Genomic DNA, 19,642 nt, shown 5'->3' on the forward strand with positions numbered 1-19,642 from the left:
GAATGATTATTGTGAAGCTATTTGAACGTCATTGTCAAGATTTTAGGATTTTTATGATAAAAAAACACACCTGAAAACCTTTTAATCCAAAACCCTATCATCTAGTGTTTTGTACTGCTATCAATCTACATAAAATAAGTTCAAATAGCTTCTATACCATAATCAATAGTCTATATATAATTTCTTCGATTCCTAATTTTCAAGCGATGCTATTGCCATTTTGATGCGTTCACGGGCTTGTTTTTTTTCTAGTACCAAAGGTGGTTTCATTCGCTCGGCACAGCCTATAGCTCCACAACGTTCGCAGGTTTCATTAACCTTGCGGCGAGGTAGGCTTGGGTCGTTCAGAAACTGAGCCATACTTTTGAGATTGTCGTCGATCGCAAAACCAATCGTAACACTGCTATTTTTATGCTTATTGGGTGGCGAAGGCTTCGCTAGTGACATCACAAAATAGTGATTGTTGGTATCGATATACTCCGATACCTGAGCTTTGCACAATACCTTTTCGGCATCATAACCCTGTTCTTTCTGGAGCTTTTCTAGGTCTTTCAGAATCGTTAAGGATACCCAACGGCGACAATAATGCTCGTTGAGTGCCGTACCATGTGGAGTATGGAGTTTGGCCAAGTGCATTTCCTTGGTTAGGTAAAATAGCTCGTTGTCTACTTCATTATTGAAACGTAAGAAAAATAAGTTATTAATTTTGAAATGACTGGTCATCAGGTTGGAAAGGCGATGATAGAACATTTCGGGAGTAGCATTGAATAGCCTCATAATACTGAGCATCATTTCGCCATCCCATTTGGGGCTTGCAAAGAAATAGGTAAGCCTATCAATCAATACATTTTTATTGATAAGAATAGCTCCCGCAAAATAAGATGCCTTGAAATTGTTGAGAACCTGCTCGAAGGAGTTTACTTCCAATACCGACGATATGTAAGGACGGTTTTTGAGCTGTAAAAATTGGTAGCCAATTTCTCGGCCGAAGGTAAATGCTCTTTGTTCGGGGCTTAAATCGCCATTGATAAGAAGTTTCGACGTTTTGGGATTGTACACCGACCGAATACTCAACAAGTCGGGGTGGCTTTCACGGGTAAACTCTTCTATTTGATAGCCGTAAAAATTCTGTAGGATTTCGGCCAAAAGCGTATCGTTGGGCGATGTAATCGGAGAAATTTCAAACAGTTTTCTAAACTGCTGAGCCGAGTCTTCGATGTCGGGAAAGTAATTATCGTACATTTCTTGATACGACCTCAGTACCGAAAAATAAAACTGTTCGACACGCATATCATAATTGCGGCTGATTTCGATAATAGTACTGATAAAAGCACTGATTTTGGCAGGAGCTTCCGACATCAGTTCGATAAAGTCGGCAGGTTCTACGCCAAAAATCTCTAAAGGAAGTTCGGTAAGGATATTAGAATTGAGTAATTCGGCAATAGGCTCAAGCTGTTTGCTCAGTTTGAGTGATACCAAAGAATCATAATCTATTTCTAGGGCATCTGACAGTGCCATGATTTTTTCGGTCTTGGGATATTTTTTTCCCTTCTCGATTTCGTTGAGATATGATATAGAAAGCCCCGACTTTTCTGCTACTTCACTAAGAGAAAGTTTCTTGTCGAGACGTAACTGTCTGATTTTCAGTCCAAAAATTATTTTGACTTTGTCGCTGTTTGCACTCATAGTGATTATTGTTTTTTCAAAATTACATATAAATTTTTAAAGAAAATAACGAAATATAAAAATTTAGCGAAATTTCGCTTGTTTTTTAAATTTCGCAATTATAAATTTGTTCCATAGTTCAAGGATAAGTTATTTGTTTTATTTGAATTATAAATAATAGTCCGTTAAAGATTTAGCGAAAATTCTCAAAATGATATATGTTAGTAAAACCTAGAATAAAAAAATATAGAAATAAAATTGTATTTTGTTGATTATCAGTGTTTTAAAAATATGGCTATTTCCTAATCGATTATTGTAAGTAGGTGTACAAAATAACAAAAATGGTAGTAGTATTGTATGGTCTTGATTATCAGGTTTTTAATTGCTTATTTGTCAATACACATCATTTCTTATATATCGAATGATACATCTTTACTACCCTTTTGCATAAAAAACATTAAAGCGTATAGGCTCAAGCCGAAAAAATAGCCGAAAGCCACAAGCAGATTTAACAAAACAAAACCACCCGCATAATGAATCAAGTAACCATTCAAGGAGTGGAGGTATTGGGAGAAATATCACCACAGTTTGAGGCTATTTTAAGCCCTGATACTCTTACTTTTGTCCGAGACCTCCATCGGATGTTTAATCGCCAAAGGCTTTTTTTACTACAAAACAGAGTGCTGCGTCAAGCCCAAATTAATGAAGGGCTTATGCCTCAGTTTTTGCCCGATACTACGGTTATCCGCCAGAGCGACTGGTCGGTAGCACCTATTCCTGCCGATTTGCAAGATAGACGTGTAGAAATCACAGGGCCAGTAGACCGACGAATGGTAATCAATGCCCTTAATTCGGGAGCTAAAGTATTTATGGCTGACTTTGAAGATGCCAATACGCCTTCGTGGAGTAATGTAATAGAAGGACAAATCAACCTACGTGATGCCATACGAAAACAAATAGATTTTACGGCAGACAATGGCAAATTCTATGCCTTGAATCCACAAGTAGCTGTGCTGAAGGTACGTCCAAGAGGCTGGCACATGGAAGAAAAACACGTTTTGATAGACGGCGAACCTATTTCTGCTTCTATTTTCGACTTTGGTTTGTACTTTTTCCATAATGCTTGGGAGCTTATTAAAAGAGGTAGTGGGCCATATTTTTATTTACCCAAAATGGAAAGCTTTGAAGAAGCCCGACTCTGGAACGATATTTTTGTGGCAGCCCAAGAAACCCTAGAAGTACCCATAGGAACTATCAAAGTAACCGTTTTGATTGAAACCATTATGGCGGCTTTTGAAATGGACGAAATTTTGTATGCTCTCAAAGACCATATTGCTGCACTCAATGCAGGTCGTTGGGATTATATTTTTAGTTGTATCAAAAAGTTTCATCGTTATCAAGACTGTATTTTGCCCGATAGGTCGCAGGTTACAATGGCTGTACCTTTTATGAGGGCTTATGCCAAGCTACTGGTACAAACTTGTCATAAACGCAAAGCTCATGCTATTGGGGGGATGTCTGCGTTTATACCTAACCGTAAGGATGAAGCCGTGAACAAAATGGCTTTTGAGCGTGTAAATGCCGACAAAGAGCTAGAAGCTACAACGGGTTTTGATGGAACATGGGTAGCACACCCCGACTTGGTAGCTGTAGCATTAGTACCTTTTAATAAAGCTTTGGGAGATGCCCCGCACCAAAAAAACCAATTGCTTGAAAATGAGCATATTGATGCAAAAAATCTGATAGATTTTAGGATACCCAATTCGTCAATAACTGAAGCGGGTATCAGAATGAATATACAAGTAGGTATTTTGTATATCGAATCGTGGTTGCGTGGTATTGGAGCGGCTGCTATTCATAACTTAATGGAAGATGCCGCAACAGCCGAAATATCAAGGGCTCAGGTATGGCAGTGGCTTCGTCATGGTGCTAGTACCAATACTGGCCAACTAATAGATTTGGCGTATTATAAATTCCTTTTGGCCGATGAAATCCAGAAAATCAAGCAGTTAGTAGGAGAAGAACGTTATGGAAAAGGTAAGTTTTTTGATGCTATTGAGCTATTTGATAAACTTGTTACACAAGAAAACTTTGATTATTTCTTAACCACCGATGCCTACGATATTTTGCTTGAACAAGAGCAAGTAGAGCAGGAAAACCAATAAAGTAGATTACCCCAAGCGTATCTTATAACAAAACAAAACTTTTAAAACCATGAAAATTTCACAAGAAGAAAGAATCCAACAGTTGGTAACTGATTGGAGTACAAACCCTCGTTGGGAAGGAATTGAACGCCCTTATAGTGCCGAAGAAGTAGCCCGTTTGGCTGGTTCGTACAAATTGGATTATAGTATTGCCCGTATGGGAGCCGAACGCTTGTGGGACTTGTTGAAAAAAGATAAATGGGTAGCTGGATTGGGTGCATTGACAGGCAACCAAGCAGTACAAGAGGTACAGGCTGGAATGAAAGCCATTTATTTGTCGGGATGGCAAGTAGCAGCCGATGCCAACCTTTCGGGCAATATGTACCCCGACCAAAGTTTGTACCCTGCCGATAGCGTTCCTGCTGTAGTAAAACGTATTAATAATGCTTTGCTTCGTGCCGACCAAATTCAAAATGTAAATGGCGATGGCGATACCCACTGGATGGTGCCTATCGTAGCCGATGCTGAGGCTGGTTTTGGAGGTAATTTGAATGCCTTTGAATTGATGAAATGGATGATTGAGGCAGGTGCTTCGGGTGTACACTTTGAAGACCAATTGTCGTCTGCCAAAAAATGTGGCCACTTAGGCGGAAAAGTATTAGTACCAACCCAAGAAGCTATCAATAAATTAGTAGCAGCACGTTTGGCTGCCGATGTACTAGGTGTACCAACCTTGGTAATTGCTCGTACCGATGCCGAAGCGGCTAATTTGATTACATCGGATATAGATGAAAGAGATTTGAAATTTATCCAAGCCGACAAAGGAAGGACTTCTGAAGGATTTTTTCATGTGAAAAATGGTTTAGAGCAAGGTATCGACCGAGGTATCAGTTATGCTCCTTACTCAGATTTGATTTGGATGGAAACGGGTAATCCTGATATAGGTATGGCACGTGAGTTTGCTCAGGGAATTCATGCCAAATACCCAGGCAAAATGTTGGCTTACAACTGTTCGCCTTCGTTCAACTGGGCTAAGTTTATGGATGTCAACAAAATGGAAACATTCCGTGAGGAGTTAGCAGATTTGGGTTACAAATTCCAGTTTATTACTTTGGCTGGTTTCCACGCATTAAATACTGCAATGTTCGAGTTGTCGAGTGCTTACGTAAAACGTGGTATGGCTGGTTTCTCTGAATTACAACAACGTGAGTTTGCATTACAAGCAGAAGGGTTCAAAGCCGTAAAACACCAAGCTTTTGTAGGAACGGGTTATTTTGATGCTATTCAAAATACAGTAACTGGTGGTTTGGCTTCGACGGGTGCTTTGAAAGGCTCGACAGAAGAAGAGCAATTTCATTAGAAATATTGGGTAAATGAATAATTGTGAGTTTTGGCAAAGTAGCAATAGCAACATTCACAATTCATTTATTACAATTTAATTACTAAATATTTAGGTGAATAGTTTGGTTTGGAAAAAGCCTGTTTATGCTTTTCAAGCAGGCTTTTCTTTTAGCAATAGTCATGTGTTATACCAATATTCATCAGTGTTTAAGCTTTTGTTTAGTAGTACTTTAGGGTAACTTTTCGGATAGCTTATGTATTCTAAAGTAGGAGAGTGGTTTTACTTATTCACCAAAATTAATCAAGGGCAAAGTAGTGCTTTTGCCCTTATAAGATAACTATAAAAAAAAATGTTATGAAACATGATATGCTTGCAGTTGACCTCAGTAAAACTGCCAAACCAACCGTAAATCATCCAGTGTTCAAACAGCATGGCAACACCCTTCTAAACCTTCGTGTGCCAGCGTTGATTGAAGAGGCATTAAATAACAAAGAAGGGGTTTTGACCGATTCGGGGGCTTTTATGTGCGACACAGGGAAATTTACAGGGCGTTCGCCAAAAGACAAGTTTTGTGTGTATGACGACAAAACAGCCGAAACAGTTTGGTGGGGCGATATCAATCACTCGTTTGATGCCGATAAATTTGAAGCATTATACCAAAAAATGATTGCTTTTGTAGCTGACAAAAAATTGTATGCTCGTTATTCGTATGCTTGTGCTTCGCCAAAACATCGTTTGAATGTATTAGTAATCAATACTTTGGCTTGGCATAACTTGTTTTGTAATCATTTGTTTTTGCGTCCAGAGGAAGACGAATTGGATACCTTCGAGCCAGAATGGGTAATCTTGAATGTACCCGAGTTTGAGGCTATTCCAGAGGTAGATGGAACACGCCAAGGCAATTTTACCATCATTGATTTTACCCGAAAAATTATATTGATTGGTGGTACAGGCTATGCTGGCGAAATGAAAAAGGGAATTTTTACAGTTCTGAATTATATTTTACCACAAGAAAAACAAGTATTGTCTATGCACTGCTCGGCCAATATTGGCCAAAAAGGAGATACCGCATTATTCTTCGGGCTGTCGGGTACAGGAAAAACGACTCTATCGGCCGACCCTGAGCGTAAGCTCATCGGCGATGACGAACACGGCTGGTCGGACGATGAAGTATTCAATTTTGAAGGAGGGTGCTATGCCAAAGTAATTAACTTGAGTGCCGAACAAGAACCCGAAATCTTTGGAGCAATTCGCTATGGCTCTATTCTAGAAAATACACGATTTATAGAGGGAACATCTACCGTTGACTATACCAATCAGTCGGTTACCGAAAATACCCGCACAGCTTATCCCATTAGCTATATTCCGAATGTAGCCAAGCCGTCGATAGGAAGTGCCCCTAAAAATATCTTCTTCTTAACAGCCGATGCCTTTGGGGTTTTGCCTCCGATTGCTCGTTTGAATAAAGAACAGGCTATGTTTTATTTTGTGTCGGGTTATACCTCAAAACTGGCAGGTACCGAAATGGGTATCAAAGAACCACAAGCTACTTTTTCGGCTTGTTTTGGGGCAGCTTTTTTGCCTTTACACCCTCTAAAATATGCCGATTTGTTGGGCAAAAAAATCAACGATGGCGAAGTGAATGTATGGCTTATTAATACTGGCTGGACAGGTGGCCCGTATGGTGTTGGTTCTCGAATGAAGCTGAAATATACCCGTGCTATGATTCATGCGGCACTAGATGGCAAGTTTGGCAATATTGCTTTTGAAAACCATGCCGTATTTGGTATCGAAATACCCACTGAATGCCCTAATGTTCCTACCGAGATTTTGAACCCTATCAATACTTGGGAAAGCCCCGAAGCATATACCGATAAAGCAAAATATCTTGAAGGTTTATTTGAAGAGAATTATCATAAATACATGAAGTAATTGAGCAAAATAAAAGGTAATGGCCTGATGAAATAAAGTTTGCCTTAACCTCCGCAAAGGTTTTCCATTGCGGAGGTTTGCAAGGGTATTGGGCTTGGCAAAACAATACAAATATTGGAGTTTAATCAACTTATCTATTTTACGCTGGGTACATCTTTAACTAATATTTATGCTTCATCAAGCTATTGCTATCCGTAACCTATGAAATAAAAGAAGTTTTTTGGGTAAATCGGCCTTTGGTCGGATTACCCAATAGCTTTTTGGTAGATTATGAACCGACTTTCTAGGTATAAATGGTTGAGAAATATTGGATAGCGATTTTATTTCGGAATGATTGGGTTTGTAACTCGTTTTGAAAATAAAGAATGAAGTCATTTCCGAATTCAGTGCCTCTACATCTGGTATAACATCTAAACTTTTGTATACCGCTAACCTACCATCACAGGATGGACTAGGAGAGTTGGTTGAATTATTTGTTATAGGTTTGCAACAAGAAGTAAGCATGTAAGTGTAGTTAAAGACTTGTGTTTTGGTAATTAACTTATAATCAATTGTTTAATAATAGAGTATAATACTATGGTTGATTGTCTTTCCTGCTTATCTAAGTAAGTAAAATAAAAATTCAGCCATAGAATTATATCTTTTTATAACACATCAATTTGCTCAATTACTCAACTAATGTACCAATTATAAATCACCGATAAAGAAGTTTTAAACCAAGAAAGACTATGACTACAGAATCGACTCTTGCTCTCCCAGTTGGCACAACGCTCGACCGTTTCATTATGCGTCAGCAAGAATCATTTGCCTATGCAAAAGGCGAATTGTCGCAATTATTACGAGATATTGCTTTGGCTTCCAAGATTGTTGGACGAGAAATCAATCGGGCTGGGCTTACTGATATTACAGGAGCGTTTGGGCGTGATAATATTCAAGGTGAAAGCCAACAAAAATTAGACGTAATTGCTAATATTCGTTTTAAAAGAGCTTTGATTAATGGAGGAGAAGTATGTGGGATTCTTTCGGAAGAAGAGGACGATATTATTCAAACCAACAATTATAATGGCAAATACGTAGTGGCAATCGACCCACTCGATGGTTCATCGAATATCGACGTGAATGTTTCTATTGGTACAATTTTCTCGATTTATCGTCGTGTAAGCCCCATAGGCACACCTGCTACTTTCGAGGATTTTATGCAAGGAGGACGTAGGCAGGCAGCCGCAGGCTATATTTTGTATGGTTCTTCTACCGTAATGGTATACACAACAGGCAAAGGGGTCAATTGTTTTACTTACGAAAACTCGTTGGGAGAATTCTTTTTTTCTAATGCCAATATTCAGATGCCCGTTACGGGTAAAATATATTCTATTAACGATGCCTATTACGATGAATTTGCCCCTTCAATCAAATCGTTCATTGCCGATATGCGTGTGTCGTCGGGTGCAATGGCTCGTTATATAGGCTCGTTGGTAGGAGATTTTCATAGAAATTTGTTGAAAGGGGGGATTTATCTATATCCACCTACTCAGAAGGCAAAAGAAGGCAAACTACGTTTATTGTATGAATGTTATCCTTTGGCCTTGATACTTGAGCAAGCTGGAGGGCGTGCAATCGATGGCACTCAAAATATCTTAGATATTGTACCTACCAAAGTACATCAGCGTTGTGTGGCGTATTTAGGTTCAAAAAACTTGATTGACGATTTGGAACAACGGGTATTGAATGTATAAGTAGGAGTGTTGGCCTACAAGCGTAGGAGTTGCTACCAAGTAATTATTGTCATAAAAAGCTGGGAGTTATTTTACATTCATTAAAGTTTGGATAAACGTTGAGTTATCCCGAATTTTGGGAAAATTTACAAGAAAGACCTTATTGGCTATTAATCAAAAAAGGTGGTTGAAAAACTAATTTCGACCACCTTTTTTGATTAAAAAAATCGGTATGACTTATGTTTTATTTATAATACCCATGAAAATTTATATTCACAGGTTGGTATTTTAGTTCTTTCTGCAATTTTCAAGAATCGACTTGGCAAGCCCATCACATAATCTTGTGCTTTACAAGCTTCGTCATTGAGCCCTGTCATGGTTGAAATATTCCAGTCTTTCAATAGCGATTCCATAATTGAAATATAATCCTTGGTTGTGTATACCCCAATCCGTTGAGCAGCATCTGAAAAGTGACCAAACACACTCGACTGCTCGCCGTTCATTTCACGCAAAAAGTGGGCAGGCATAACAATTTTTTGTTTCATCATCTGAGCAAAAGCAATCATCATTTCAGAAGGGTCTATTTCAAAAATAGCCGAAATAAAAGCACGGTATGCCTTGGCGTGTCGTAGTTCATCGGCAGCAATTTGTCCACAAATTCTAGAAAGCAATGAACTACCATAATTTTTGGCCAACGAGGCAGTTCTACGGTGAGAAATATTGGTAGCTAATTCTTGAAAAGAGGTATAAACAAAGCTTTTGTAAGGGTCTTGAGCAGTACCAATATCAAAGCCATCTGCAATTAGGTACTGCGTTGATGTTTCAACGGCACGCATATTTACTTTTCCTGAAAGATAAAGAAAGCGGTTGAGTAAGTCGCCATGTCGGTTTTCTTCGGCTGTCCAAGCCTTTACCCATCTTGCCCAGCCATTATTATCTAAGGGTTTTACACCTTCTACACACATCAACCAAGATTCGTAAGTGGGTAAAGCTTCTTCGGTAATGGTATCGCCAATCAAAACAGCCCAATAGTCGTAAGGAAGCTCTTTACAGGCTTTTTGTAGCTCTTTTATTTCATCAAAGAAATTATCGTTACTTGCATCGGGTAAGAAATCGGTAGGTTGCCAGTTGGTATCAATCGGAATAATATAGTCTTCCAAAAATGAGGGCATCCTAGTGGCAAGATGATTCATTACTTCGATACGGGTATGTAGTTTTTGCATTAGAAAAAGATGGTATAATTCATGAGGTAGTTAGGTAATTTAATTTGGAGTTAAGGTTATTTTGACCCAAAAAAAATAAAAAAACGATACCCCTATTGTAACAAAGATAACGAAATAAAACCAATAGCTAAGGATATTTTAATTATTATTAGATTAAAAAAAAATCTCTAAAAAATATCATATTTCTTAGAGATTTATATCGTTTTCTGTAATACAAACGAACTACAACTGTTTTTATTCTTTGAAGCTGTTGAAACTTCTTGAAGGTTAATTCAAAAATTTGTTAGTAGTACACAATGCCCTATGATTGTATGTAAAAACAGGTTTTTCTGTGGTATAAAAGCTTGAACAGTTGCGTTACTAAATACTGTAAGTCACAGAGTTGCCTCTGATGTGTATGATATAACCCTGTGACCTTTCGAGAACTTATCTTAATCTATATATCGCTTGGCAATAGGAGCGTAGCTATCGACACGGCGGTCACGCAAATAAGGCCAAGTGCTGCGATAATATTCGGTTTTGTCCAAATCTATTTCCTGAACATGTACTTCTTCTTGGTCGTGCGAACCTAAATACAGCAATGTACCAAATGGATTACTCACAAAACTACCTCCCCAAAACTGCTGGTCGGCTTCGCGGCCTACCCGATTAACCGACACCACATGAACGCCATTGGCTACTGCATGCGAACGCTGTATAGTTTGCCAAGCATTGTATTGTTCACGGTTGATAGATGCCTCTGTTTCGTTGGTATCCCAGCCTATGGCTGTTGGGTAAAACAAAATCTCTGCACCTTTCAAGGCCGTAATCCTCGAAGCTTCTGGATACCACTGATCCCAGCAAATCAAAACGCCAATTTTGGCAAATTTGGTTTCAAAAACCTTGTATCCCGAATCCTCAGGCGAAGCATCGCCAGGAGTAAAATAAAATTTCTCATAATACCCTGGGTCGTCGGGAATGTGCATTTTACGATATTTGCCCAAATACGAGCCATCGGCATCCAACACAGCCGTTGTATTATGATAAAGCCCTGCTGCTCTTTTTTCAAAAAGGGATGCTATAATTACTACGCCCAATTCTTGGGCAATAGCTGAAAGGGTATCGGTAGAGGGCCCAGGAATAGGCTCGGCTAATTTAAAATTTTCGTGGTCTTCTACATCGCAGAAATATAGAGAAGTAAATAATTCTTGCAAACAAACGATGTTTGCACCTTTTGCAGCGGCTTCACGAATACCAGCTATTGCTTTCTGCATATTAGCCGATACATCGGCCGAACAAGACATTTGAACAAGTCCTATGTTTACTTTTTTCATTTTGAAGATGAGTTGGGGATTATACCACAACTTTTATACGGATTTATTTTAAATTCTGATTCAAGTTGGGGGCGAAATCCCCCGAGCTTTTATCTTGATAATTACCTGATAATCAATGCATGGCTCTAGGAATCAGTGCTTTTGTTTAGCCTATTTACCAAGCTTGGGAGTTGCTCAAAGCTCAGGTCGTTGGTACATTTAAAATGCCCTAAAGGACATTTGTCGTAACCTATTTTAGAACATGGCCGACAATTAAGTGATGTATTTTCAATATTGACAAAGGGTGTTTGGTACGGATACATCCCAAATTCGGGAACAGTATTGCCCCAAATGGCTACGACTTTCTTTTTCAGTGCCGCAGCTACGTGCATCATTCCTGTATCGTGACTAATGACCCATTGGGCTTGTTTGAGTAATGATGCCGACTGGTTCAAGTTACAATTACCACAGGTATTCAAAATACTACGCCCCTCTTTTTCTAGTGCTTCTACGATAGCATTTGCGACTAAAATATCCTCTTTGCCTCCAATCAATACCAATGGCTCATGTACCTGTCGGCACAAGGCTAACATTTGTAAATGAGGCAATTTCTTGGTTGTATGCTGGCCACCAATGGCGTATACCACAAAGCCTTGTTGGAATGCTTGGGGTAGCCAATGGCGAGGTAGTTCGTCTTTTTCAGGAATAAAATAATCCAAACCCCGATTATCATTTTGAATTCCCAACGATGCCACAGTGTTCATATAGCGGTTTACGATATGTACATTGGGCATTAGATTTTTCTTTAGTTTAACATAAATCCACTTTCTAAGATTCAATTTATCAAAACTAAAAGCTTTTACCTGAAGCCGAAATTTGATGATTTGGGTACGAAGATTGTTGTGTAAATCAATGACGTAATCAAATTTCTCTGCTTTCAATTGGGCAATTAAGGTAGATAACGAACCGTCCAATACATGGGTTTTGTCAACGTATGGATTGTTCTGTAAAAGCGATTGAAAGTTTTTTTTCGTAGCAAAATGTACTTCTGCATTAGGAAACTGCAATTTGACACAACGAATAACTGGAGTGGTTAATACGATGTCACCAATCGACGAAAAGCGAAGGATTAAGAATTTGGTCTTGGGCATTTTTGCCATTTTAATTTTTTGGCAAAGATAAAAAAATAATAGGCATCCCTCAACAAAGGGGATGCCTATTAATAAGATTACCTAACCACTAATTGTTATTTGAATGTAATTTTCTCATATCTAAATGAGAACTTCTTGCCTTTGAATATAAAAAGAATATTGTACCGACAAGGGCGTTGTTTTGTCAATCGCTGATATGAGTTTACCAATATGCCGTATCAATTGGACTAAAGCCATGCTTATTTTACTAACGTATATCTAAGCTTACCTCGTTTGGCTTCAAGGCAGTCATTCGAGTTTTTGTCTTTGAGTGTACACGTTATATCGTAGATTTTGAGGGTGTTACCCATAAACTGAAAGGCGAAGTCTTGTCCCTTTTGTAAATCTTTGGTTTTGCCAAGTATAATTTGGTCAAAGCCGTAGCTTCCGCCAAAATAATCATATTGAGGAAAGTAGTAACTATAGCCTGCCAAGCCCGAAACCTTGCCATCGGCCGAAAAGGTAACTTTTTGACCATTGAGTAAGTATGTTCCTTGAAACAAAAGTTCTTCTACAAAACGAGTATTATCACGAGTTTTGAGTTTTAGGAAGGTATCTTTCCCAACTTTGATTTTTTGGTTTGTGGTCAATATACTCAAATTACCAAGTTTATGTACTGGTTCGGTATGCCAAACTTCGTATTGAGTACCCTTTTTTTTGAGGATAATAGATTCGCCTTCATGAAAATTCCAGCCAATCATATTGTTTTGAGTAGCCGAACTTGAGAACGAAATATTGCTCAATCTAGCAAGTTGTTGAGCCTTATAAGGTGATTTACTTTTGCGAATTTCATTGACATAACGCTCATTAATCCATAGCCCAGCAAAGGGGTTACTAGCGTTTTGGGCGTATAATTGATAACAAACAACTATTGTTATCAAGAGTGTTTTTAAGGTTTTTTGTATCATTTTTAAGATTTTTTGAGGTTCTGGCTAAACCAAGTTGTGCAATTATTACAAATATCCACAAGAAAAGGAATAACTTTGTAGAATGAGTTTGGATTTATAGTAAACGGTAAATGAATGCCATGTTGTTCTATACAATCAGCATTCGGCAATCACTGAATATATACCCTCAAGGTATCTTTGCCCGATATGAATATCTACAAGCTTGAAGATTGATTTTGATAACCGAAAAAACAATGGCTGAACAAAAACAAGATACCGCATCTGCATTAAAAGACATTATTTCACATGCCAAAGAATATGGCTTCGTGTTTCCTTCTTCTGAGATTTATGATGGTTTACAAGCCGTATACGATTACGGTCAAAACGGTGTTGAGCTAAAAAATAATCTTAAAACGTTGTGGTGGAAAGCTATGACGATGTTGAACGACAACGTAGTGGGTATTGATGCTTCCATTTTTATGCACCCACTTACTTGGAAAGCCTCGGGTCACGTAGATTCGTTCAACGACCCAATGATTGATAACAAAGATTCAAAAAAACGTTATCGTGCCGACCAACTCCTAGAAGCCAAAGCCGAACAGTATGAGGCTGAGGGTACTCCTGAAAAAGGCAAAGCTTTATTACAAGAAATGGCAAGGTTGTTGGATGCAGGCGAATTGGACGGTGTGCGTCAGTTGATTATTGATGAGGGTATCAAATGCCCTATTTCGGGTACAAGCAACTGGACAGATGTACGCCAATTTAACCTCATGTTTTCTACACAAGTAGGAGCGGTGTCGGAAGATGCGTCGTTGATTTACCTTCGTCCCGAAACAGCACAAGGTATTTTTGTCAACTTCCTGAATGTTCAGAAGTCTGGTCGTATGAAAGTACCTTTTGGTATTGCTCAAATCGGTAAAGCGTTTCGTAACGAGATTGTAGCTCGTAACTTCATTTTCCGTATGCGTGAATTTGAACAAATGGAAATGCAGTTTTTCTGCCGCCCTGGTACCGAAATGCACTGGTATAATACTTGGAAAGAAACTCGTTTGAAATTTCATAAAGCTATTGGTTTGCCAGCAGCAAAATTAAAATACCACGACCACGAAAAATTGGCTCACTATGCCAATGCGGCTGTAGATATTGAATTCCAGTTCCCATTTGGTTTCAAAGAAATGGAGGGTATTCATTCAAGAACAGCTTTCGACTTAACTGCCCACCAAACGCTTTCTAAAAAGAAGCAACAATATTTTGATGCCGATTTAGACGAAAATGGTAAGCCCTACGGAAATTATATTCCTTATGTTGTAGAAACGTCTGTGGGTGCCGACCGCCTGTTTTTAGCGGTACTTTGCAATGCTTACACCAACGAAGTAGTTGGTGAAGGGGAAAATGCCAAAGAAAGAACTTACCTGAAGTTTCACCCAACGGTAGCTCCTATTAAAGCAGCGGTATTGCCATTGGTGAAAAAAGATGGATTGGCCGAAAAAGCACAAGAGATTTTTCATTCATTAAAACGTTCGTTTAATACTACTTACGATGACGGTGGAGCAATCGGAAAACGTTATACTCGCCAAGACTTGATAGGTACACCATTCTGTATTGCTGTAGATTACCAAACAATGGAAGATAACACCGTAACTATTCGTCACCGAGACTCGATGGAACAAGAACGTGTAGCCATTGCCGATTTGCGTGAAAAAATCGGTTATGCTGTTTCGATGGAAAGAGTATTTGAGCAATTATAAGATTAAAATAAGTTAAATAATAACCCAAAAGCCCCTAGAAAAGTATTTCTAGGGGCTTTTGGGTTATTATACTACCGTAAACTAAGTTATAGGGAGTTTTGCACAAAAAAATGGAGGATAGGTTTTTTAACTAACTATTTTTTCTAGTAATTTGTACTTGACAAGTTAGAGTCGTATTATACAACCTATTAAATAAAAATAGCTGTCAAAATTTTAAAAGTACAAGTTGCTATTATTGATATTTTATTGGATGTACGAATTATCATTGGTCCAGATATATCTTAAAATGGAGTATTACTCCCTTTTAAAGAGGAATGTTTGAAGACCCAACAACCTTTCGACTTGTTGTATTCAGTGGTATTTTAACCCTATAGGAAGGAAAAGAGTAAGACTCGGAAGTTAGAAGAGGACAATCTGCTAATCAACAAGGTTATTGTATTTGTGTTTTTTATCGTCTAATAGTTAATATCTAAAATCTACCATGCAATTTTTTAAGAAAGTTACATTCTCGACTCAGCAGGATACCATTGCCGAGCTAAAAGAAGCTTTAAATGAATACGGTGTTGTTCATTTATCCAATTATAACCTCGATTTGTCTCTTCATGAGTTCTATCAAAATCTGTCTGATGAAATAGGGAAAGCCTTCAGTACCGACGAAGACTTGATAACGGGAAAAAGCCTTGAAAACCGTTGGATAGACATTAGTTATGACCCCAATATTCAAGATAGATACCGCACCAGCAACACTCGCCAGCCTTTGCATACCGACGATTCGTATGTCGAGCTGTATGATGAAAAGGCCGTTCAGTTTTTTTATTGCGAATCAAGAGCCGCATTGGGTGGAGCTACCACTTTTTTAGATTTATCTATTTTGATAAAAGCTATGGAAATCGACAAAAAAGACGATTTGCTAGCAAGGCTATTTAGCACAGAGGTGAATTTTGAAAAGGCAGGACGCAAAAAAGTACGTAAAATCTTGGATAAAGATGATACAGGGCTTTTGGTAAACTGGAATTACTACTGTATCGATAAAAATAATACGCCTGAGGCTTTACAATTAGTAGAAGAATTTCATGCGTTTTTAGAAACCAGAATTATCAATTCGGGTTTGGTATTGCCTATACAGTTGGAAAAAGGTGATGCTGTATTTTTTCATGACGATAGGCTCCTCCACGGCCGAAATGCCTATTTTGCTACTCATAAAGGCGAACGTTGTTTGATTAAGGGAAAAATAATCCTTGATAACGAAAAAGTGACTTCATAAGCTTATTCAGAGACGTATATAAGGTGTTGTGCCTGATAATTTTGTACATGTATTGGTACCTTCTTCCTCTCAAAACGAAGAAGGTATTTTTATTTTTCCCAAAAATATGAATCCTTATCATAGATTTACTACAAGACTTACTCACAAATTGGGCATGGGTACATGGCAGTTTGGCGGGCCTAATTTTGTTAATAACAAACCCACAGGTTGGGGGCATTTTGATGAAAATGTGGCTATCAAAACACTCCTTGAGGCTATCGATGCAGGTGTGCAGTTTTTCGATACTGCCGATAGCTATGGAAGGGGGCTTTCTGAAACAATATTGGGCAAAGCTCTTATTCAAAGGGCAGATAATCAGTGTGTTATTTGTACAAAATTTGGTAATAGAGAGATTCAGCCTAATGTATTTATCCAAGATTTTTCGGCCGAATGGCTCAAAGAATGCGTCCATAATAGTTTGAAAAGGCTTAATGTCAGCACAATCGACGTATTGTTATTCCATAGCCCTCCCGATAATTTTGATTGGGTCAACTACGATACCAGTGTTTTAGAACAACTGATTCAAGAAGGTTATATCAAACAGTACGGGGTTAGTTCTAAAAGTGTTTATGGGGCCAAGGCTGTTATGGATGCAGGTTTTGGGTCGGTTGTAGAAGTTATTTATAATGTACTAGACCGCCGTGCCGAAACCGTGCTGTTTGTACATCCTAAGGCTTCACAATACGACATGATAGGTCGTGTACCTTTAGCTTCTGGGTTTTTATCGGATAAATACTTGCAGAATATGCCCACATTTTCAACAGACGACTACCGAAGTTTGCTTCCTCAAAGAGACCTAGACTGGTTTGTTCAGCGTGTTCGGGATTTAGCTTTTTTGTCAGATTTAGAAGGAGGTATTACAGGAGCTGCCTTGAATTACTGTGTCAACCAGCCTCGTATCGCTGTTGTGATTCCGGGAACCAGAGATACTACACAGCTGCATCAGCATTTGGAAGTTTTGAATACATCGCCACTTTCGGCACAAACCGTTCTACAAATTCAAAAATCTGTCCCAGATGTACCCGATTGGTGGAAACCTAAACCCTAAGTGCAGAAATTAAGATAAGATAGTGAACAGTTTTCAATGTTTGGTTGTAAATTTAACCATTATAAAAATAATTCATTATCAAAGAAAAAGAAATATGGTTAGCATCAAGACTGAAGGAGATTACGAGAAAGCCTCAGAAAGAGCCGATGAGATTTATGGAGCAAAACCTGGAACACCCGAATATCAGGAGTTACAGGAACTTCTAAAGGCACTAAAAAAATATGAAGACGATTTTGTGAAAATGCTAAAAGGATTTAACCAATGAAATATATCTATTGGGGTTTAATTTGCTTTTTTTGTTCTTCTATGAGTAGCTTTTCGCAAAAAAGAGCCAGAGACTACGGTCTGAAAATCGGAGTATTGAAAACAGGTACTCATAATGCTATTACTGATGTAAAAGGCGTAAGGGTAGGGCATACTACCGTTGTGTCGGGCGATTCGATTCGTACGGGAGTAACTGCTATATTGCCTTTTGAGGGTAATATTTTTCAAAACAAAGTACCTGCTGCTATTCATATTGGTAATGGCTTTGGCAAATTGATGGGTATTTCACAAGTACAAGAATTAGGTAATATCGAAACACCTATTGTTCTGACCAATACCTTGTCTGTACCCACAGCCGCCGATGCTTTGATTGATTATACCATTGCTCAGAAAGGCAACGAAGCCCTAAGGTCGGTGAACCCTATTGTTGGTGAAACCAACGATGGCTTTTTAAACGACATAGCGGGTCGTCATGTTACCAAAAAACACGTACTCGATGCGTTGAAAAATGCTAAAACGGGTGCAATAGAAGAAGGTAACGTTGGGGCAGGAACAGGTACTGTATGTTTTGGATTCAAAGGTGGAATAGGTACTGCTTCGAGGGTATTGCCCAAGAAATCGGGAGGGTATACCCTTGGTGTATTGGTTCAAACCAATTTTGGAGGTGTTTTACAAATAGATGGTGTGCCTGTTGGTGTAGAACTAAACCAATATTTTCTGAATAATCAACTCAATGACCCCGCCGACGGCTCATGTATGATTATTGTAATTACCGATGCTCCAATTACATCTCGTAACTTAGAACGCTTGGCCAAACGTGCCATGTTGGGTATTGGCAAAACAGGCGGAATCGCCTCGAATGGTAGTGGCGACTACGTAATAGCCCTATCTACAGCCGAATCGCTGAGGGTAGCACACGATACCAAAGAGAAGCTACAGATAAATGAAGAACTCCGAAATGATGAAATGTCTCCGCTATTTTTGGCGGCTATTGAGGCTACCGAAGAAGCTGTAATCAATTCGTTATTTGTAGCAAAGTCTACGAAAGGGAAGCATGGTTCAATAAACGCTCTGCCTATCGAAAAGACCCTTGAGCTATTGAGGAAATACCAAAAAATTAAATAATCTACATAATTGCTTTATAAATTCAGACCCCGTTGGTAATATATCGGCGGGGATTTTTTTCAACCGTATTGTCAAAACAACAATCCGTACCCACCAAATACTATGAAAAAAATCTTTTTTCTACTATTATTGCCCATTGGCTGTTTTAGCCAAATAAAGCCTATCGCTTTCGATAAAAAAGTGCCTGCTGCGGTCAAAGTTCAAGGTAAAGTTGTTGATGCTATCCGATGGCAAGATTCACAAGGCGATAATTTGGTATTCCTGAGTGTAGAACGCAAAACCGTGAAGTCGAAAGATGCTCCTTCTGGAGAGGCCGAAAATGCCCTTTTGCATGCCTACCAGTATCTCAAGCAGGACAATAGCTATCTATTAACTTGGGAACTCAAAGATGCCATTCTAGCGTGTCCGCTCGATGTTACGGCTGATTTTGTGCCAAAGTCGTTGGCTGTTACCGACCTCAATACCAATGGAATAGGCGAAGTGTTGTTTTTGTACAAAACTGCTTGTCGTGCCGATGTGAGTTCGGCGGCTTTAAAATTGTTGCTTTACGAACAGAAAAAAAAATATATGCTACGTGGCGACACCTACCTGAAAAGTATGAATGAAGGGGGAAAATATACCATAGACAAGAGTTTTCAGACAGCCCCGAAAGTTTTTTTGGAATATGCTAAAAAACAATGGAACAAATTCAAAGCAGAAGAGTTTTAGGCAAAACCCTATAAGCTAGTATAGATAAGCTTGAATCTGAGAAATTAATCCTCTAATTT

General features: G+C 38.7%; 15 protein-coding genes. 10 read left to right on the forward strand and 5 right to left on the reverse strand.

Going from position 1 to position 19,642, the window contains the following annotated elements:
* Positions 1 to 192: 192 nt before the first annotated feature.
* Entirely contained in the window at positions 193 to 1,686 is a 1,494-nt protein-coding gene (locus FLEMA_RS0104315; RefSeq protein WP_026994402.1) for a helix-turn-helix domain-containing protein, read from the reverse strand.
* A gap of 512 nt (positions 1,687 to 2,198) precedes the next feature.
* Between FLEMA_RS0104315 and aceB the strand changes: the two genes are divergently transcribed.
* The 4 genes from aceB (at position 2,199) to fbp (ending at position 8,816) form a co-directional block, all read left to right on the forward strand.
* The gene (aceB, locus tag FLEMA_RS67465) at positions 2,199 to 3,830 is read left to right on the forward strand and encodes a malate synthase A (protein ID WP_044170789.1); all 1,632 of its coding nucleotides are present in this window, start codon (positions 2,199 to 2,201) and stop codon (positions 3,828 to 3,830) included.
* 49 nt (positions 3,831 to 3,879) lie between these two features.
* Positions 3,880 to 5,169 carry an isocitrate lyase gene (gene aceA, locus FLEMA_RS0104325; RefSeq protein ID WP_044170791.1) on the forward strand — a complete coding sequence of 430 codons (1,290 nt, stop codon included), beginning with the start codon at positions 3,880 to 3,882 and terminating at the stop codon, positions 5,167 to 5,169.
* Positions 5,170 to 5,505: 336 nt separating this feature from the next.
* The gene (gene pckA, locus FLEMA_RS67470; protein ID WP_229359346.1) at positions 5,506 to 7,083 is read left to right on the forward strand and encodes a phosphoenolpyruvate carboxykinase (ATP); all 1,578 of its coding nucleotides are present in this window, start codon (positions 5,506 to 5,508) and stop codon (positions 7,081 to 7,083) included.
* A 728-nt stretch (positions 7,084 to 7,811) separates the two neighbouring features.
* Positions 7,812 to 8,816 (forward strand): class 1 fructose-bisphosphatase, encoded by a 1,005-nt coding sequence (fbp, locus tag FLEMA_RS0104335; protein WP_026994404.1) that lies wholly within the window; start codon positions 7,812 to 7,814, stop codon positions 8,814 to 8,816.
* A 227-nt stretch (positions 8,817 to 9,043) separates the two neighbouring features.
* On the opposite strand, the gene FLEMA_RS0104340 is transcribed toward fbp, so the two are convergent.
* The 4 genes from FLEMA_RS0104340 to FLEMA_RS0104355 form a co-directional block, all read right to left on the reverse strand.
* The gene (locus tag FLEMA_RS0104340; RefSeq protein WP_026994405.1) at positions 9,044 to 10,018 is read right to left on the reverse strand and encodes an acyl-ACP desaturase; all 975 of its coding nucleotides are present in this window, start codon (positions 10,016 to 10,018) and stop codon (positions 9,044 to 9,046) included.
* Between the two features lie 431 nt (positions 10,019 to 10,449).
* Complete coding sequence (locus tag FLEMA_RS0104345; RefSeq protein WP_026994406.1) at positions 10,450 to 11,331, reverse strand: carbon-nitrogen hydrolase; 882 nt, start codon at positions 11,329 to 11,331, stop codon at positions 10,450 to 10,452.
* 125 nt (positions 11,332 to 11,456) lie between these two features.
* Positions 11,457 to 12,461: a glycosyltransferase family 9 protein gene (locus FLEMA_RS0104350; RefSeq protein WP_026994407.1), complete on the reverse strand. Its 1,005-nt coding sequence runs from the start codon at positions 12,459 to 12,461 to the stop codon at positions 11,457 to 11,459.
* A gap of 239 nt (positions 12,462 to 12,700) precedes the next feature.
* Positions 12,701 to 13,408: a hypothetical protein gene (locus FLEMA_RS0104355; RefSeq protein ID WP_026994408.1), complete on the reverse strand. Its 708-nt coding sequence runs from the start codon at positions 13,406 to 13,408 to the stop codon at positions 12,701 to 12,703.
* Between the two features lie 233 nt (positions 13,409 to 13,641).
* On the opposite strand from FLEMA_RS0104355, the gene FLEMA_RS0104360 reads away from it, so the two are divergent.
* The 6 genes from FLEMA_RS0104360 (at position 13,642) to FLEMA_RS75880 (ending at position 19,583) form a co-directional block, all read left to right on the forward strand.
* A complete protein-coding gene (locus FLEMA_RS0104360) occupies positions 13,642 to 15,135 on the forward strand; it encodes a glycine--tRNA ligase (protein WP_026994409.1) in 1,494 nt (497 codons plus the stop codon).
* 481 nt (positions 15,136 to 15,616) lie between these two features.
* Complete coding sequence (locus FLEMA_RS0104365) at positions 15,617 to 16,399, forward strand: TauD/TfdA family dioxygenase (RefSeq protein ID WP_026994410.1); 783 nt, start codon at positions 15,617 to 15,619, stop codon at positions 16,397 to 16,399.
* A gap of 106 nt (positions 16,400 to 16,505) precedes the next feature.
* On the forward strand, positions 16,506 to 17,486 hold the full coding sequence (locus FLEMA_RS0104370) for an aldo/keto reductase (RefSeq protein WP_026994411.1): 981 nt from the start codon (positions 16,506 to 16,508) through the stop codon (positions 17,484 to 17,486).
* A gap of 94 nt (positions 17,487 to 17,580) precedes the next feature.
* Positions 17,581 to 17,751, forward strand: a complete 171-nt coding sequence (locus tag FLEMA_RS77050; protein ID WP_169719928.1) for a hypothetical protein — start codon at positions 17,581 to 17,583, stop codon at positions 17,749 to 17,751.
* Entirely contained in the window at positions 17,748 to 18,875 is a 1,128-nt protein-coding gene (locus FLEMA_RS0104380; RefSeq protein ID WP_026994413.1) for a DmpA family aminopeptidase, read from the forward strand. Before FLEMA_RS77050 ends, FLEMA_RS0104380 begins: the two co-directional genes overlap by 4 nt.
* A 102-nt stretch (positions 18,876 to 18,977) precedes the next feature.
* Positions 18,978 to 19,583 carry a M949_RS01915 family surface polysaccharide biosynthesis protein gene (locus FLEMA_RS75880; RefSeq protein WP_026994414.1) on the forward strand — a complete coding sequence of 202 codons (606 nt, stop codon included), beginning with the start codon at positions 18,978 to 18,980 and terminating at the stop codon, positions 19,581 to 19,583.
* Positions 19,584 to 19,642 lie beyond the last annotated feature (59 nt).

This window comes from Flectobacillus major DSM 103 (genome assembly GCF_000427405.1).
Lineage (GTDB): Bacteria > Bacteroidota > Bacteroidia > Cytophagales > Spirosomataceae > Flectobacillus > Flectobacillus major.

What these genes read in the sequence shown, in the direction of transcription:
- FLEMA_RS0104315 (WP_026994402.1), bottom strand. Translation starts at nt 1,686, where the DNA reads ATGAGTGCAAACAGCGACAAAGTCAAAATAATTTTTGGACTGAAAATC.
- aceB (WP_044170789.1), top strand. Translation starts at nt 2,199, where the DNA reads ATGAATCAAGTAACCATTCAAGGAGTGGAGGTATTGGGAGAAATATCA.
- aceA (WP_044170791.1), top strand. Translation starts at nt 3,880, where the DNA reads ATGAAAATTTCACAAGAAGAAAGAATCCAACAGTTGGTAACTGATTGG.
- pckA (WP_229359346.1), top strand. Translation starts at nt 5,506, where the DNA reads ATGAAACATGATATGCTTGCAGTTGACCTCAGTAAAACTGCCAAACCA.
- fbp (WP_026994404.1), top strand. Translation starts at nt 7,812, where the DNA reads ATGACTACAGAATCGACTCTTGCTCTCCCAGTTGGCACAACGCTCGAC.
- FLEMA_RS0104340 (WP_026994405.1), bottom strand. Translation starts at nt 10,018, where the DNA reads ATGCAAAAACTACATACCCGTATCGAAGTAATGAATCATCTTGCCACT.
- FLEMA_RS0104345 (WP_026994406.1), bottom strand. Translation starts at nt 11,331, where the DNA reads ATGAAAAAAGTAAACATAGGACTTGTTCAAATGTCTTGTTCGGCCGAT.
- FLEMA_RS0104350 (WP_026994407.1), bottom strand. Translation starts at nt 12,461, where the DNA reads ATGCCCAAGACCAAATTCTTAATCCTTCGCTTTTCGTCGATTGGTGAC.
- FLEMA_RS0104355 (WP_026994408.1), bottom strand. Translation starts at nt 13,408, where the DNA reads ATGATACAAAAAACCTTAAAAACACTCTTGATAACAATAGTTGTTTGT.
- FLEMA_RS0104360 (WP_026994409.1), top strand. Translation starts at nt 13,642, where the DNA reads ATGGCTGAACAAAAACAAGATACCGCATCTGCATTAAAAGACATTATT.
- FLEMA_RS0104365 (WP_026994410.1), top strand. Translation starts at nt 15,617, where the DNA reads ATGCAATTTTTTAAGAAAGTTACATTCTCGACTCAGCAGGATACCATT.
- FLEMA_RS0104370 (WP_026994411.1), top strand. Translation starts at nt 16,506, where the DNA reads ATGAATCCTTATCATAGATTTACTACAAGACTTACTCACAAATTGGGC.
- FLEMA_RS77050 (WP_169719928.1), top strand. Translation starts at nt 17,581, where the DNA reads ATGGTTAGCATCAAGACTGAAGGAGATTACGAGAAAGCCTCAGAAAGA.
- FLEMA_RS0104380 (WP_026994413.1), top strand. Translation starts at nt 17,748, where the DNA reads ATGAAATATATCTATTGGGGTTTAATTTGCTTTTTTTGTTCTTCTATG.
- FLEMA_RS75880 (WP_026994414.1), top strand. Translation starts at nt 18,978, where the DNA reads ATGAAAAAAATCTTTTTTCTACTATTATTGCCCATTGGCTGTTTTAGC.